Annotated in this window: 16 protein-coding genes; 11 read left to right on the forward strand and 5 right to left on the reverse strand. The window is 61.5% G+C overall.

All coding sequences use genetic code 11. The annotated features are described in order from the left end of the window. Nucleotides 1-133: 133 nt before the first annotated feature. From rpsI to NKI06_RS18445, 3 genes are all read right to left on the reverse strand, one after another. Nucleotides 134-616: a 30S ribosomal protein S9 gene (rpsI, locus tag NKI06_RS18435; protein ID WP_023669408.1), complete on the reverse strand. Its 483-nt coding sequence runs from the start codon at nt 614-616 to the stop codon at nt 134-136. 1 nt (nt 617) lies between these two features. Then, nucleotides 618-1,082 (reverse strand): 50S ribosomal protein L13, encoded by a 465-nt coding sequence (gene rplM / locus NKI06_RS18440; RefSeq protein ID WP_352986529.1) that lies wholly within the window; start codon nt 1,080-1,082, stop codon nt 618-620. A 215-nt stretch (nt 1,083-1,297) separates the two neighbouring features. After that, on the reverse strand, nt 1,298-1,762 hold the full coding sequence (locus NKI06_RS18445) for a PaaI family thioesterase (RefSeq protein ID WP_352986530.1): 465 nt from the start codon (nt 1,760-1,762) through the stop codon (nt 1,298-1,300). A 146-nt stretch (nt 1,763-1,908) separates the two neighbouring features. On the opposite strand from NKI06_RS18445, the gene NKI06_RS18450 reads away from it, so the two are divergent. The 8 genes from NKI06_RS18450 (at nt 1,909) to NKI06_RS18485 (ending at nt 7,112) form a co-directional block, all read left to right on the forward strand. After that, nucleotides 1,909-2,730: an enoyl-CoA hydratase gene (locus NKI06_RS18450; RefSeq protein WP_352986532.1), complete on the forward strand. Its 822-nt coding sequence runs from the start codon at nt 1,909-1,911 to the stop codon at nt 2,728-2,730. 12 nt (nt 2,731-2,742) lie between these two features. After that, a complete protein-coding gene (locus NKI06_RS18455) occupies nt 2,743-3,165 on the forward strand; it encodes a VOC family protein (protein WP_352986533.1) in 423 nt (140 codons plus the stop codon). Nucleotides 3,166-3,173: 8 nt separating this feature from the next. Further along, on the forward strand, nt 3,174-3,956 hold the full coding sequence (locus NKI06_RS18460) for an AAA family ATPase (protein ID WP_352986534.1): 783 nt from the start codon (nt 3,174-3,176) through the stop codon (nt 3,954-3,956). Continuing rightward, on the forward strand, nt 3,953-4,474 hold the full coding sequence (locus NKI06_RS18465) for a CoA-binding protein (protein WP_023711525.1): 522 nt from the start codon (nt 3,953-3,955) through the stop codon (nt 4,472-4,474). Before NKI06_RS18460 ends, NKI06_RS18465 begins: the two co-directional genes overlap by 4 nt. Before the next feature lie 167 nt (nt 4,475-4,641). Further along, complete coding sequence (locus tag NKI06_RS18470) at nt 4,642-5,922, forward strand: O-acetylhomoserine aminocarboxypropyltransferase (protein WP_352986536.1); 1,281 nt, start codon at nt 4,642-4,644, stop codon at nt 5,920-5,922. Between the two features lie 173 nt (nt 5,923-6,095). Further along, nucleotides 6,096-6,422 carry a cupin domain-containing protein gene (locus tag NKI06_RS18475; protein WP_502900599.1) on the forward strand — a complete coding sequence of 109 codons (327 nt, stop codon included), beginning with the start codon at nt 6,096-6,098 and terminating at the stop codon, nt 6,420-6,422. A gap of 100 nt (nt 6,423-6,522) precedes the next feature. Then, a complete protein-coding gene (locus NKI06_RS18480; protein WP_023711523.1) occupies nt 6,523-6,813 on the forward strand; it encodes a ribbon-helix-helix domain-containing protein in 291 nt (96 codons plus the stop codon). Further along, complete coding sequence (locus NKI06_RS18485; RefSeq protein WP_352671383.1) at nt 6,810-7,112, forward strand: type II toxin-antitoxin system RelE/ParE family toxin; 303 nt, start codon at nt 6,810-6,812, stop codon at nt 7,110-7,112. The genes NKI06_RS18480 and NKI06_RS18485 overlap by 4 nt, the downstream gene beginning before the upstream one ends. Before the next feature lie 44 nt (nt 7,113-7,156). Here NKI06_RS18485 and NKI06_RS18490 read toward each other — a convergent pair whose 3' ends face one another. Beyond that, the gene (locus NKI06_RS18490; protein WP_352986540.1) at nt 7,157-8,404 is read right to left on the reverse strand and encodes a cytochrome P450; all 1,248 of its coding nucleotides are present in this window, start codon (nt 8,402-8,404) and stop codon (nt 7,157-7,159) included. A gap of 107 nt (nt 8,405-8,511) precedes the next feature. Next, a complete protein-coding gene (locus NKI06_RS18495; protein WP_352986542.1) occupies nt 8,512-9,102 on the reverse strand; it encodes a hypothetical protein in 591 nt (196 codons plus the stop codon). A gap of 310 nt (nt 9,103-9,412) precedes the next feature. On the opposite strand from NKI06_RS18495, the gene clpP reads away from it, so the two are divergent. The 3 genes from clpP to lon all read left to right on the forward strand — a co-directional run bounded on the left by clpP (nt 9,413) and on the right by lon (nt 14,297). After that, nucleotides 9,413-10,042 (forward strand): ATP-dependent Clp endopeptidase proteolytic subunit ClpP, encoded by a 630-nt coding sequence (gene clpP / locus NKI06_RS18500; RefSeq protein WP_023682306.1) that lies wholly within the window; start codon nt 9,413-9,415, stop codon nt 10,040-10,042. Between the two features lie 295 nt (nt 10,043-10,337). Continuing rightward, a complete protein-coding gene (clpX, locus tag NKI06_RS18505; protein WP_023682305.1) occupies nt 10,338-11,612 on the forward strand; it encodes an ATP-dependent Clp protease ATP-binding subunit ClpX in 1,275 nt (424 codons plus the stop codon). A gap of 273 nt (nt 11,613-11,885) precedes the next feature. Beyond that, nucleotides 11,886-14,297 carry an endopeptidase La gene (gene lon / locus NKI06_RS18510; protein ID WP_023682304.1) on the forward strand — a complete coding sequence of 804 codons (2,412 nt, stop codon included), beginning with the start codon at nt 11,886-11,888 and terminating at the stop codon, nt 14,295-14,297. Nucleotides 14,298-14,318: the final 21 nt, after the last annotated feature.

Consider the following 14,318-nt stretch of genomic DNA (forward strand, 5'->3'; position numbering starts at 1 on the left):
GGCAAAACTGCCGCGACCTCCTACCTCCCCTCGATGGGGAGGTGGGCGCGCCGCGGGGGGGGGGGCCACTGCCGAGACCCAAAAGAAAAGGCCGCCCGGAGGCGGCCTTTCGATGTCTGGAACGTCGCAGCGCTTAGCGCTTCGAGAACTGGAAGGAACGACGGGCCTTCGCCTTGCCGTACTTCTTGCGCTCGACGACGCGGCTGTCGCGGGTCAGGAAGCCGCCCTTCTTGAGCACGGCGCGCAGTGCCGGCTCATAGTAGGTCAGCGCCTTGGAGATGCCGTGACGAACGGCACCGGCCTGGCCGGACAGGCCGCCGCCGATGACGGTGGCGACGATGTCGTACTGGCCGGCGCGGTTGGAAGCGATGATCGGCTGGTTGAGGATCATCTGCAGGACCGGACGCGCGAAATAGGTCGCGAATTCCTTGTCGTTGACGACGATCTTGCCCGAACCCGGCTTCACCCAGACGCGGGCGATGGCGTTCTTGCGCTTGCCGGTGGCATAGGCGCGGCCCGACTTGTCGAGCTTCTGGACATGGACGGGTGCTGCCGGCTGGGTGTTGGTGTTGCCGGTGGCGGCGCCCAATTCTGCGAGCGAGGAAAGCTCAGCCATCTTATGCAACCTTCTTGTTCTTGGCGTTCAGCGCGCCGACGTCGAGGGTGACGGGCTGCTGGGCGACATGCGGATGTTCCGTGCCTGCATAGACGCGGAGGTTCTTCATCTGGCGACGGCCGAGCGGCCCGCGCGGGATCATGCGTTCGACGGCCTTCTCGACGACACGCTCGGGGAAACGGCCCTCGAGCAGCTGGCGCGCGGTGCGCTCCTTGATGCCGCCGGGGTGACCGGTGTGCCAGTAATAGACCTTGTCGGTGAACTTCTTGCCGGTGAACACCACCTTGTCGGCATTGATGACGATGACGTTATCGCCGTCGTCGACATGCGGGGTGAAGGTGGGCCTGTGCTTGCCGCGAAGATGATTGGCGATGACAGTGGCGAGACGGCCGACGACGAGACCCTCGGCGTCGATCAGCACCCACTTCTTCACCACATCCGCAGGCTTCTGCGAAAAGGTTGCCATGGATTTCTGCTTTCGATTTTGACCTTCCGAAGAAGGCGTTTCTTGTTGCTTGGATTGGCGACAAGGCCCTTGCCCGCCGCCAATAACAAAACGGCGGCCTTTGCGGGCCGCTGCTTCGTGACGGCTTATAGGCGAGGGGAGTGGGCACGTCAAGGCGCAGGAAACGCACGTCTGCTCGTAAAGTGCAATAAAAACAAAGGTTTGATCAAAAGGTATTATTTTACCACATCGGCGGAGCGCTTCGGCGGGATCGAATAGGTGCCGGTCGCATGCGCTACCGTGTGTTCCTTCGGTCCGGCGACTATGTCGATATCGAACACCATCAGGCTCTTGCCCAGCTTCAGGATGCGGCAATGGCCGTCGATCGGGCCGGCCTCGGCCTTGCGGACGAAATTGATGTTGAGGTTGACGGTAACCGAAAGCGCATCCGGCCCGGCATGGCTGAGCACGCAGACATAGCCGCCAATGTCGGCCAGCGTGAACAGCGAGGGCCCGGACACCGTGCCGCCGGGCCGCAAATGCCGCTCGTCGGCATTGAGCCGCACCGTGCAGCCGCCCGGAAACACATCGAGCGCCTCATACGACGTGAACTCGTCGTTGAGCTGCGGGTAGACGCTGGCCATCAGCGCATTGACTTCAGCCGCCGTCAGCACCGGCTTGAGCTTATCCTGGGCGGGCATGTCGGTCTCTCGTTCTATGCCGGGCCTGTATGAACGCAATGATGCGCTTCTGGCAACACCTCTGGCGCAAGCGATGGGTGTTGATGAAACTCGATCCGATATTAGATAGTCTGGCGGCGCCCGGCGGAATCGCGGAGACCCTTGTCATGGCCGAAATCCTTTCGATCAAACCTGTTGCCATAGACGGGCCGGTCATCGCCGGGCTGGACAAGGGCGTGCTGCGCCTGACGCTCGCCAATCCGCCCGCCAATGCCTTGTCGCTTTCCGTCATGGCGGCATTGAGCGCCGAGCTCGACCGTGCCAAGGCCAACAAATCGGTCCGCGTCATCGTCCTGGCGGCCGCCGGGAAAGTCTTCTGCGCCGGTCACGATCTCAAGGAAATGACCGCGCGCCGCGCCGACGCCGACAAGGGCAAGGGGTTTTTCGAGCAGACATTTTCGGCTTGCGCGGCGTTGATGCAGCAGATCGTGCGCCATCCGCTCCCGATCATCGCCGAAGTCGATGGCCTCGCCACCGCCGCCGGGCTGCAGTTGGTTGCCAGTTGCGACCTCGCCATTGCCTCGCATGAAGCGACCTTCTGCACGCCGGGCGTCAATATCGGCCTGTTCTGTTCGACGCCAATGGTGGCGCTGTCGCGCAACGTGTCTCCCAAGCACGCCATGGAGATGCTTCTGACCGGCGAGACCATCGATGCGGCAACCGCCAAGGAATTCGGCCTGGTCAACCGCGTCGTGCCGCGCGAATACCTGAATCAGATCGTCACCAAATACGCGCAAACCATTGCCTCCAAATCATCTCTGGTGGTCAAGACCGGCAAGGAAGCCTTTTACGCGCAGGCCGAGATGGGGTTGGCGGACGCGTATGCCTATACCGGCCGCGTCATGGTCGAGAACATGCTGGCCCGCGACGCCGAGGAAGGCATCGGCGCCTTTATCGGCAAGCGTAAACCGGAATGGACGGACGAATAGGCTTTTCGACCCATGGAACCGCGCATCTCCATCATCACCATCGCCACCGACGATCTCGAGCGAGCCGTGCGCTTTTACGAGGGCATGGGCCTGAAGCGCCACGCCGGCATCACCGATGGCGTCGCTTTTTTCCAGATGGGCGGCGTCATTCTTGGCCTGTTTCCGCGCCAAAGCGCCGAAGAAGATTCAGGTCTCGCCTTCGCCGCAGCACCGTCGGCGGTCTACCTCGCTTACAACACCCGCTCCGATGCCGAGGTTGACGAGGTCTTGGCCGCAGCCGAGAAGGCCGGCGGCACAATCGTCAAGCCGGCCGGCCGCGCCTTCTGGGGCGGCTGGTACGGTTATTTCGCCGATGCCGACGGCCATGTCTGGGAAGTCGCACACAATCCGGCCTTCCCGATCGCGGATGACGGCACCATCTCGCTGCCGGACTGAGCGTCCGCATGGGCTATCGCAAGCAACTGACCCGGCTTAAGGCGCCTTATCTCAAACGCATCCTGATTGACCCCGAGCGCGTGGAAGATTGGGAAAAATATCCATGGAACCTGCCGCTGTTTCGCGGCCGTGGATTGGCGCTCGAATTCACCACGCCGATCACCATCATTGTCGGTGAAAACGGCACCGGCAAATCGACACTGCTGGAAGCCATCGGCGCGCTGGCCGGTTACGACGAGGCCGGCGGCGGCAAGGGCTATCGTCCGGTCGATCATTCCATCGCCATCGACAAGAGCGGTGCGGCACTGGCGAATACATTCCGCGGCCACTGGCTGCCAAAAGTCACCGCCGGTTGGTTCTTTCGTGCCGAATCTTTTTACTCGGTCGCGCGCTATCTCGACCAGGCGGCACTCGAAGACCCGTTCGGACCGCCGCCACCGGACTTTCTATCGTGGTCGCATGGCGAAGGGTTCATTCGCTTTTTCGAGGAGCGCTGCCGCCGGCAAGGCATCTACATCCTCGACGAGCCCGAAAGCGCGCTGTCGCCGTCGCGGCAGATCGAATTGTTGAAGATGCTGCGGCGCATGGACCAGTCAGGCACGGCGCAAGTGATCATGGCGACGCATTCGCCGCTGCTGATGGCTTGTCCCGGCGCGCGGCTCTTCCGAATCAGCCGTTTCGGCCTCGACCCCACAGATTTCACCGATACCGATCATTTTCGCATGATGCGCGACTTCTGCACGGACCCGCAGTCCTTTATGGAGGAAGCACTGAGGGAGACCGACGAGTGAATCACGATAGCTACGACAATGCCTATATCGGCGGCATCCTCAATTCTGTGAAGACCATCGCCATGGTCGGCGCGTCGGCCAACGATGTCAGGCCGAGCTTTTTCGTGCTGAAATATCTGCTGGCCAAGGGCTTTTCGGTGTTTCCGATCAATCCTGGGCAGGCCGGCAAGGAAATCCTCGGCCGCATGACCTATGCCAGCCTTGCCGATCTGCCGGAGCCGGTCGACATGGTCGACATCTTTCGCGCCTCTGCATCGGTGCCCGGCATTGTCGATGAGGTGCTGAAGCTCGACCCCTTGCCGAAGGTGATCTGGATGCAGCTTGGCGTGCGCGACGACGAGGCGGCCGCGCGTGCCGAGGCGGCCGGTATCAAGGTGGTGATGAACCGCTGCCCGAAGATCGAATATGGCAAGCTGTCGGGCGAGATCGGCTGGACCGGCGTCAACTCCGGTGTGCTTTCGTCGAAGAAGCCGCTGATGCGGTCGGGATTCCAGAGTTTCGGTGTGCGCCAGAAGTAAGGCAGTGAATGGTGAATGGTGAATAGAAGGATTTTCCTGGAAGCCGGGTAAAGCCGCATATGAGCGGCTTGCAATCAAGGTGGGACTGGCCGACTTTGCGACCACCATTCATCGCTCACCATTGACCATTTCATCATTCACACGTTTACCGCTCAGAGAGGTTTTCGATGACCCGCACGCCCGGTTTCAACACGCTCGCCGTCCATGCCGGCGCCAAGCCCGACCCGGCGACGGGCGCACGCGCCACGCCGATCTACCAGACGACCTCCTTTGTGTTCGACGATGCCGACCATGCCGCCTCGCTGTTCGGGCTGAAGGCCTTCGGCAACATCTACACCCGCATCATGAACCCGACCCAGGCGGTGCTGGAAGAGCGGATCGCGGCGCTCGAAGGCGGCACGGCTGCACTTGCCGTTGCTTCCGGCCATGCCGCACAGGTGATCGTGTTCCACAATCTCATGCGGCCTGGCGATAATTTCGTCGCCGCCACAAGGCTTTACGGTGGTTCGATCAATCAGTTCGGCCATGCCTTCAAGAATTTCGGCTGGGAGGTGCGTTGGGCCGACACCAACGACGTCTCCACCTTCGAAAGCCAGATAGACGACAAGACCAAGGCGATCTTCATCGAGAGCCTGGCCAATCCCGGCGGCACCTTCGTCGACATAGAGAAAATCGGCGACATCGCCCGCAAGCACGGCTTGCCGCTCATCGTCGACAACACGCTGGCCTCGCCCTATCTGGTGCGGCCGATCGAGCATGGCGCCGACATCGTCGTCCATTCGCTGACCAAGTTCATCGGCGGCCACGGCAATTCGATCGGCGGCGCCATCGTCGATGGCGGCACGTTTGACTGGTCGAAATCCGGCAAATATCCGATGCTGTCGGAGCCGCGCCCCGAATATGGCGGCCTTGTCCTGCACGAAACCTTCGGCAATTTCGCTTTCGCCATCGCCGCGCGCGTGCTTGGCCTGCGTGACATCGGCCCGGCGATTTCGCCGTTCAATGCCTTCCTGATCCTGACCGGGCTGGAGACCTTGCCGCTCAGGATGCAGCGCCATTGCGACAATGCGATCACCGTAGCCGGCTGGCTGTCCAACCACCCCAAGGTCGCCTGGGTCAACTATCCCGGCCTGCCCAGCGACAAGAACAACGCGCTGCAGAAGAAATACTCGCCGGAAGGCGCCGGTGCTGTCTTCACCTTCGGCCTGAAGGGCGGCTACGACGCAGGCATCAAGTTCGTCGAGGCGCTCGAACTGTTCTCGCACCTCGCCAATGTCGGCGATACCAAGTCGCTGGTCATCCATCCGGCATCGACCACGCATCGCCAGCTTTCCGACGAGCAGAAGGTCAAGGCGGGTGCGGGACCGGACACGGTCCGGCTTTCCGTCGGCATCGAGGATGTCAACGACATCGTCGCCGACCTGGAACAGGCTTTGGCCAAGGTTTGATTTTTTTAGTGAGTAGTGAGTAGTGAGTAGTAGTCGGTATTCACTAGTTAGCAGTGATTAGTGATCAGCCACCCGCTCGAGGGAGCGCTTTCCGCTCACTACTCACTACTCACTGCACTACTCACTAGTCACTAATCTGTTGGAGGCAAACCCTGTCCGCGCATTACCTGGCCATATTGACCGACAGCGTCGACGCCGAACATGGCGCCCCGGCGCCGGATCGTCTGATTGCGGGCGATCCGAAATTCCGCACCTGGAATGTCGAGGAGCGCAATGGCCGCCTCTATGCCGGCATCTGGGAAGCGACGCCGGGCAAATGGCGCATCGAATATGACGAATGGGAGTTCTGCCACATCCTGTCCGGCGTCTCGGTGGTTGCCGAGGACGGCGGCGAGGCCCGCACGGTGCGCGCCGGCGACAGCTTCGTGCTCAGGCCAGGCTTCAGGGGCAGCTGGGAAGTGCTTGAAACGACCCGCAAGGAGTATGTGATCAAGCTCTGATCTCGCGGTGCAAGGGTTCTGGCCCAGCGATCCGATCTCGACATAGTGTATGACTAAGTCATACACTATGCTATAGAGTGAGGATCGGAAGGATGCGACCATGCGAACGACCCAACCGCTGACCATCACCCTGCCGCACGACCTCGCGCAGATGGTGAAGGATAAGGTTTCCTCAGGCAAATACGCCAGCGAAAGCGAAGTTATCCGCGATGGCTTGCGCACCCTGGTAGCGCGCGATTCCGCCATGCAGCGTTGGCTACTGGAGGAAGTGGTGCCGACCCTTGAGGATGCTCGCGCGCATCCCGAGCGCCTTTTGACGGCCGAAGAGGTACGCAAGAACCTTTCCGACTACGCTCGAAAAGTCACTGCAAGGCCGCGCACCGGTGCATGAAACATCGGGTGAGGTTTCACGCCGCGGCACAGCAAGACATTGCCGAGTTGCTGGCCGAATTAGCGCCAAGGGCGGGCGTCGATACGGCGCTGAACTTTGTCGGACGGATTGTTGATTATTGCCTGAGCTTCGAGACATTTCCCGAGCGGGGCACACGTCATGACGAGATTGCTCCTGGCTTGCGCACCGTTGGCTGGCGCCGTCGCGCTACCATTACATTTGAAGTCACCGGTGACAGGGTGATCATACTGCGGATTCTCTACGCCGGGCGTACGCTTGAGCTTTCCGGCGAGGATTGAGCCAAGGGGCTGGTTGCCGCCTGCATAGAACCCCCATCCTCGCGTCAGAACCCGACGGCGAGCTTTTCCAGCCCATGGAAATGATAGGTGTCGCGGAAGCGCGGCTCCTCCGCAAGATGGAGTTGCGGCTGCCGCTTGAACAGGGTTTTCAGCGACACCTGCAACTCCAGCCGCGCCAGCGGCGCACCGATGCAGAAATGGATACCGGCGCCGAACGAGACATTCTTCTGGTCTGGTCGGCCGGGCCGGAAGGCGCCAGGTTCGGCAAGGGCAAGCGGATCATGATTGGCCATGCCGAGCAGCAGGCCGACCGTCTCCCCCGGTTGTACGACAACCCCGGATGTCACCTCGACCTCCTGATAGGCGTAGCGGGTGAACATGTGCAGCGGCGCGTCGAAGCGCAGGCACTCCTCGACCGTCGCAGCGGTTGCTTCCGGCGAGGTGAAGAAACGGCCGGGGTCGCCGCCTTGCGCCAGCAACGTGCGCACGGCGTTGCCGGTTTGATGGACGGTCGCCTCGTGGCCGGCATTGAGCAACAGAACGGCGGACGAGACCAACTCGTCTTCCGACAGCTTCTGGCCATCCTCCTGCGCCGCGATCAGCAGCGACAGCAGGTCGTCGCCAGGCTTCTTGCGCCGCTCGGTGACATAGCGGCGCAAAAAGTCGGAAAAATCGCGCGCGGCGCGATTGGCCGCTTCCTCGGTCTCGCGCGTCCGGCCATGCATGTACATGGCCACCATCCGGTGCGACCAGTCGAGCAGTTGCGGCCCCATTTCGACCGGCACACCGAGCATTTCGGCGATGATGGTGATCGGCAAAGGCGCGGCGAAGCTGGGCAATAGATCGACCTGGCGCGGTTCGAAACGGTCGATCAGTTCATTGGCCAGCGCTTCGACGCGCGGTCTCAGCTGCTCTACCTGGCGCGAGACGAAGGCGCGGTTGACCAGGGTTCTGAGCCTGGTGTGCACCGGCGGCTCCAGCTCCAGCATCGAATTGCTCTCGATGCCGTCGAAAGCGGCCAAATGCGAGCGATCCTCGCCGATGCCGCGGCTGTCGGGAATGCCGGCCGGGTTCTGGCGACCGAAGCGGCGGTCGCGCAACAGCCGGTTGACGTCGTCGAAGCCGCCAAAGCACCAGAAGCCGAATTCCTCCCAGAAGAAGGCATTCGATGCGCCATGCAGGACGGCATAGGCGTCGTAGGGGTTCTGGAAAAACGCCGGTTCGTGCGGATCGAGCCGCAGGCGGCGCGTGGCTGGATCAAAGGCGAGGTAGGGCGGCATGGATGTGGTCATGCCAGACCATTACCGCGGCTTGCCGGCTTGGTGCCAGACCGGATGTTGGCACCCGACGGCCCTATGGATTGAGCCAACCGAGGCGGACCTCGGCGAAGTACCGAAGTCTAATCCTCGCAATGCCTGGCAATATGCACGCGGCGCCAGCTGGTCGAGCCTTCCTGCACCACCACCCGGCGCGCCATCCTCTGGTATGACGGCGCTATCTGGGTGACGTGCCGCCGCTCGGGCCGCACCAGCACTTCATGGGCGACGCTCTCATATTCGGCCGGCAGCACAACCCGGCGGGTGCGCTCCGGTTCAACCACCACTGTTTCGGCCACACGCGCGTAGCGGGCCTTGCGCCACACCTTGCACAGCACCTTGCGGCCGTGGATGACGCGCCATTCCCAGGCATAGCCGCCATCGTCGACCTGGACCGTGCGGTAAACGGTGCGGGTTCTCGCCGGTACGATGTCATAGGTGACTCGGGGCGGCGCGATCTGCTCGACGCGCTCCATGGTGCCATAGATCGGCGGATCATAGTGGACCAACTGCCCGCCGGGACTGACCATGACGTCTTCATAGACGGTGCCATAGAGCGCCGGCCTGTGCACCGGCTCATAGCATTCGGCGGCCCGGCCGCCGGCGACCGCATCGGACGCCATGCCGAGACCGGCAAGGCCGGAAATGGCGAGGCAAACAGTTTTCCTGATCATGGCACTCCCCCTGTTTGAACGCGAGAAGGTGAGGTTCAACGTTGAACTGTAGGGGAAGGTTTTCCGGGGGAAAGCGGTTTCGCCGCGTTTCGTTAAGCGACGCGGTTAAGGAATTGCTACACCGCAAAAACGCCGCTGGCCGCGTTCGGACTTTCCCTTGCGCGGAAACCTTGATTCGACTTAACCAGATGGCTAGGAGAGGCGGCCTTGCGCTAGGGTGAGCCGGCATCCTATTTACATTCTAACCGTCAAGAACCGATTCTGCCCGATGTTCCGGCGCCGGAATCCCCATCTCCAAAAAGGGTAGTCCATGAAGAACCCCGTCGAAACCTACATGAACCTCGTTCCGATGGTGGTCGAGCAGACCAATCGCGGCGAGCGGGCCTACGACATTTTCTCGCGCCTGCTGAAAGAGCGCATCATTTTCATCACCGGCCCGGTCGAAGACGGTATGGCGACGCTGGTTTGTGCACAGCTTTTGTTCCTCGAGGCCGAGAACCCGAAGAAAGAGATCAATCTCTACATCAACTCGCCGGGCGGCGTGGTGACCTCGGGCATGGCGATCTACGACACCATGCAGTTCATCAAGCCGGCGGTGTCGACGCTGTGCATCGGCCAGGCGGCGTCGATGGGCTCGCTGCTTCTGACCGCCGGCCACAAGGACATGCGTTTTGCCACGCCGAACGCCCGTATCATGGTTCACCAGCCTTCCGGCGGTTTCCAGGGCCAGGCCTCCGACATCGAGCGGCACGCGCAGGACATCATCAAGCTGAAGCGCCGCCTCAACGAGGTCTACGTCAAACACACCGGTAAGAGCTACGAAGACATTGAAAAGACGCTTGACCGCGACCATTTCATGACAGCCGACGAAGCCAAGGATTTCGGCCTCATCGACAAGGTCATTTCGTCGCGCGAGCCGGTCGAAGGCGCTGCGGCATAAGCGCTGCATGGCAGTTGCGTGGCTGGATAACGCGCTTTTGCTGGGATTTGCGGCATTTCGGCCACAATTGGCTGTTCCCTCGGTGGATGGGATTGCCTACGTTAAGGCTATGTTGATTTTCGACGGCTTAGCTTTGTGCAGGGTTGGCGCGAATCATTGCGACGTTTTCTGATTTGTGTTTCGTACGGAATGCGTTGCGGGAGCCGGGACACTGGCGGCGGCGAATTCCCGCGATAGATAGAATATGCGCCCTTTCAGCCAGACCATCGGCGGGCGGCCATGAAAGGACAGGAAAATGAGCAAAGTCGGCAACAACAGCGGTGATTCGAAGAACACGCTTTATTGCTCGTTTTGCGGCAAAAGCCAGCACGAGGTGCGCAAGCTGATCGCCGGCCCAACGGTGTTCATCTGCGACGAGTGCGTCGAGCTATGCATGGACATCATCCGCGAGGAGAACAAGACCTCGATGGTGAAGTCGCGCGAGGGCGTGCCGACCCCGCAGGAGATCCTGAAGGTTCTCGACGACTATGTCATCGGCCAGCCCTACGCCAAGCGCGTGCTGTCGGTGGCTGTCCACAACCACTACAAGCGCCTGGCGCATGCCGGCAAGAACAACGACGTCGAATTGGCGAAGTCCAACATCCTGCTGATCGGCCCGACCGGCTGCGGCAAGACGCTGCTTGCCCAGACGCTGGCCCGCATCATCGACGTGCCCTTCACCATGGCCGACGCGACGACGCTGACCGAAGCCGGTTACGTCGGCGAGGACGTCGAAAACATCATCCTGAAGCTGCTGCAGTCGGCCGACTACAATGTCGAGCGCGCCCAGCGCGGCATCGTCTACATCGATGAAATCGACAAGATTTCGCGCAAGTCCGACAACCCATCGATCACCCGCGACGTGTCGGGCGAGGGTGTGCAGCAGGCGCTTCTGAAGATCATGGAAGGCACCGTTGCCTCCGTGCCGCCGCAGGGCGGCCGCAAGCATCCGCAGCAGGAGTTCCTGCAGGTCGACACCGCCAACATCCTGTTCATCTGCGGCGGCGCCTTCGCCGGGCTGGACAAGATCATCTCGGATCGCGGCAGGAAGACTTCCATCGGCTTCGGCGCCATCGTGGCTTCGCCCGAGGATCGTCGCACCGGCGACGTGTTCCGCCTGGTCGAGCCCGAGGATCTCTTGAAGTTCGGCCTCATCCCCGAGTTTGTCGGCCGTCTGCCGGTCCTGGCGACGCTTGAAGACCTCGACGAGCCGGCGCTGATCCAGATCCTGACCGAGCCGAAGAACGCGCTGGTCAAGCAGTATCAGCGGCTGTTCGAGATGGAGAGTGTCGACCTGACCTTCCATGAGAATGCGCTGTCGGCGATCGCCAAGCGCGCCATCGAGCGCAAGACCGGCGCCCGTGGCCTGCGCTCGATCATGGAAGCAATCCTGCTCGACACCATGTTCGAACTGCCCGCTCTGGAAGGCGTGCGCGAAGTGGTGATTTCGGAAGAAGTGGTGACCGGCAGCGCCCGGCCGCTCTACATCTATTCCGAGCAGAAGGAAAAGAAGGGCAACGTCAGCGCCTGATCTGGCATCTGGCCTAACCTTTTTATGGAACGGCGCCCGCGGGGCGCCGTTTTGCTGTGGTGAGGTACCGATCCTTGTGACGGAGTGGATGAACGAACGTGTCGACCCTTGATCTTTGCCTCTCGTGCATCCAACTAACATCGGAAGGCCGAGGTGCCGAATTCTGTGCTGTAAAACTCCCGTCACAAACGGTGGTAGGCGGAACGATCCCCGGTCGTTAATATGAGATTCGCGGTTGGCTCAATTAGCGGCCGCGACATGAAAGGTTGGACAATGGCCAAAATATCCAAGGCTCCCAGCGACGGCGTCTTCGCAGTCCTCCCACTGCGCGACATCGTGGTGTTCCCGCACATGATCGTTCCGCTCTTTGTCGGGCGTGAAAAGTCGATCAAGGCGCTGGAAGAGGTTATGGGTCAGGAAAAGCAGATCCTGCTTGCCACCCAGATGAATGCCGCCGATGACGATCCCGAGCCCGATGCGATCTTCGACATCGGCACGCTCGCCAATGTGCTGCAATTGCTGAAGCTGCCCGACGGCACCGTCAAGGTGCTGGTCGAAGGCGCTTCGCGTGCCAAGATCGTCTCGTTCACCGACCGTCCGGACTTCCACGAAGCTACCGCCACGGCGCTGGTCGAGCCGGAGGAGGAAGAGGTCGAGGTCGAGGCGCTCGCCCGTTCGGTCGTCACCGACTTCGAAAACTACGTCAAGCTGAACAAGAAGATCTCGCCTGAAGTGGTGGGCGCCGCCAGCCAGATCGACGACTATTCCAAGCTCGCCGATACGGTTGCCTCGCACCTCGCCATCAAGATCCCCGAGAAGCAGGAGATGCTGGCCACGCTGTCCGTCAAGGAACGGCTGGAAAAGGCGATGGGCTTCATGGAAGCCGAAATCTCCGTCCTGCAGGTGGAGAAGCGCATCCGCTCGCGCGTCAAGCGCCAGATGGAGAAGACGCAGCGCGAATATTACCTCAACGAGCAGATGAAGGCGATCCAGAAGGAGCTCGGCGAAGGCGAGGACGGCCGCGACGAGGCCGCCGAGATCGAGGCGCGCATCAAGAAGACCAAGCTCTCCAAGGAGGCCCGCGAAAAGGCGGAAGCCGAGTTGAAGAAGCTGCGGACGATGTCGCCGATGTCGGCGGAATCGACCGTCGTGCGCAATTATCTCGACTGGATCCTGTCGATCCCGTGGGGCAAGAACTCCAAGGTCAAGCAGGACCTGGCGTTTGCGCAGAACGTGCTCGACACCGATCATTTCGGCCTCGATAAGGTCAAGGACCGCATCGTCGAGTATCTCGCCGTGCAAAGCCGCCAGAAGAAGCTGAAGGGGCCGATCCTGTGCCTCGTCGGCCCTCCCGGCGTCGGCAAGACCTCACTCGGCAAGTCGATCGCCAAGGCGACCGGCCGCGAGTTCATCCGCATGGCGCTTGGCGGCGTGCGTGACGAGGCCGAGATCCGTGGCCACCGCCGCACCTATATCGGCTCGATGCCCGGCAAGGTCATCCAGTCGATGAAGAAGGCCAAGAAGTCCAACCCGCTCTTCCTGCTCGACGAGATCGACAAGATGGGCCAGGACTTCCGCGGCGATCCGTCATCGGCCTTGCTCGAGGTGCTCGATCCCGAGCAGAACTCGACGTTCATGGACCATTACCTCGAGGTCGAATACGACCTGTCGAGCGTGATGTTCGTGACGACGGCGAACACACTGAACATCCCTGCGCCCCTGATGGACCGCATGGAGATCATCCGTATCGCCGGCTACACCGAGGACGAGAAGATCGAGATCGCCAAGCGTCACCTGATGCCCAAGGTGATCCGCGATCATGCCCTGCAGCCGAAGGAATTCTCCGTCGGCGAGGACGCGATCCGCGGCATCATCCAGACCTACACCCGTGAAGCGGGCGTCAGAAGCCTGGAGCGCGAGCTGATGAAGCTCGGGCGCAAGGCGGTGACCGAGATCCTGAAGACGAAGAAGAAGACGGTGAGCATCACGGCGGCGAACCTCGCCGATTACCTCGGTGTTCCGCGCTTCCGCTTCGGCCAGGTCGAGGCTGACGATCAGGTCGGTGTCGTCACCGGTCTTGCCTGGACGGAAGTCGGCGGCGAGCTGCTGACGGTCGAAGGCGTCATGATGCCCGGCAAGGGCCGCATGACGGTGACCGGCAATCTGCGCGACGTGATGAAGGAATCGATCTCGGCGGCGGCCTCTTATGTCCGCTCGCGGGCCATCGATTTCGGCATCGAGCCGCCGCTGTTCGACAAGCGTGACATCCACGTCCACTTGCCCGAAGGCGCCACGCCGAAGGACGGTCCGTCTGCAGGTGCTGCCATGGCGACAGCCATCGTGTCTGTCATGACGGGGATTCCGGTCCGGGCCGATGTGGCGATGACTGGCGAGATAACGCTTCGCGGCCGCATCTTGCCGATCGGCGGCCTCAAGGAGAAGCTGCTCGCCGCATTGCGCGGCGGCATCAAGAAGGTGCTGATCCCGGAAGACAACGCCAAGGATCTGGCGGAGATACCGGACAATGTGAAGAACGGTATGGAGATCATTCCGGTCTCACGTGTCGGCGAGGTTCTGAGGCACGCGTTGGTGCGCATGCCGGAGCCGATCGAGTGGGTCGAGCCGGTCAATCCGCCGGCTTCCACCGATACCGTTGACGATGCTGGAAAGTCGCTTGCACATTAGAAACTACTAAAGTTGCAGTGC

The organism is Mesorhizobium sp. M0772, from assembly GCF_040320135.1.
In the GTDB taxonomy this organism is placed as follows: Bacteria; Pseudomonadota; Alphaproteobacteria; order Rhizobiales; family Rhizobiaceae; genus Mesorhizobium.

Coding starts and splice junctions, on each gene's coding strand:
- NKI06_RS18490 (WP_352986540.1), bottom strand. CDS start 8,404: ATGACCACATCCATGCCGCCCTACCTCGCCTTTGATCCAGCCACGCGC.
- NKI06_RS18445 (WP_352986530.1), bottom strand. CDS start 1,762: ATGCCCGCCCAGGATAAGCTCAAGCCGGTGCTGACGGCGGCTGAAGTC.
- NKI06_RS18485 (WP_352671383.1), top strand. CDS start 6,810: ATGAAACATCGGGTGAGGTTTCACGCCGCGGCACAGCAAGACATTGCC.
- rpsI (WP_023669408.1), bottom strand. CDS start 616: ATGGCTGAGCTTTCCTCGCTCGCAGAATTGGGCGCCGCCACCGGCAAC.
- clpP (WP_023682306.1), top strand. CDS start 9,413: ATGAAGAACCCCGTCGAAACCTACATGAACCTCGTTCCGATGGTGGTC.
- NKI06_RS18450 (WP_352986532.1), top strand. CDS start 1,909: ATGGCCGAAATCCTTTCGATCAAACCTGTTGCCATAGACGGGCCGGTC.
- rplM (WP_352986529.1), bottom strand. CDS start 1,082: ATGGCAACCTTTTCGCAGAAGCCTGCGGATGTGGTGAAGAAGTGGGTG.
- NKI06_RS18455 (WP_352986533.1), top strand. CDS start 2,743: ATGGAACCGCGCATCTCCATCATCACCATCGCCACCGACGATCTCGAG.
- NKI06_RS18495 (WP_352986542.1), bottom strand. CDS start 9,102: ATGATCAGGAAAACTGTTTGCCTCGCCATTTCCGGCCTTGCCGGTCTC.
- NKI06_RS18460 (WP_352986534.1), top strand. CDS start 3,174: ATGGGCTATCGCAAGCAACTGACCCGGCTTAAGGCGCCTTATCTCAAA.
- NKI06_RS18480 (WP_023711523.1), top strand. CDS start 6,523: ATGCGAACGACCCAACCGCTGACCATCACCCTGCCGCACGACCTCGCG.
- NKI06_RS18470 (WP_352986536.1), top strand. CDS start 4,642: ATGACCCGCACGCCCGGTTTCAACACGCTCGCCGTCCATGCCGGCGCC.
- lon (WP_023682304.1), top strand. CDS start 11,886: ATGGCCAAAATATCCAAGGCTCCCAGCGACGGCGTCTTCGCAGTCCTC.
- clpX (WP_023682305.1), top strand. CDS start 10,338: ATGAGCAAAGTCGGCAACAACAGCGGTGATTCGAAGAACACGCTTTAT.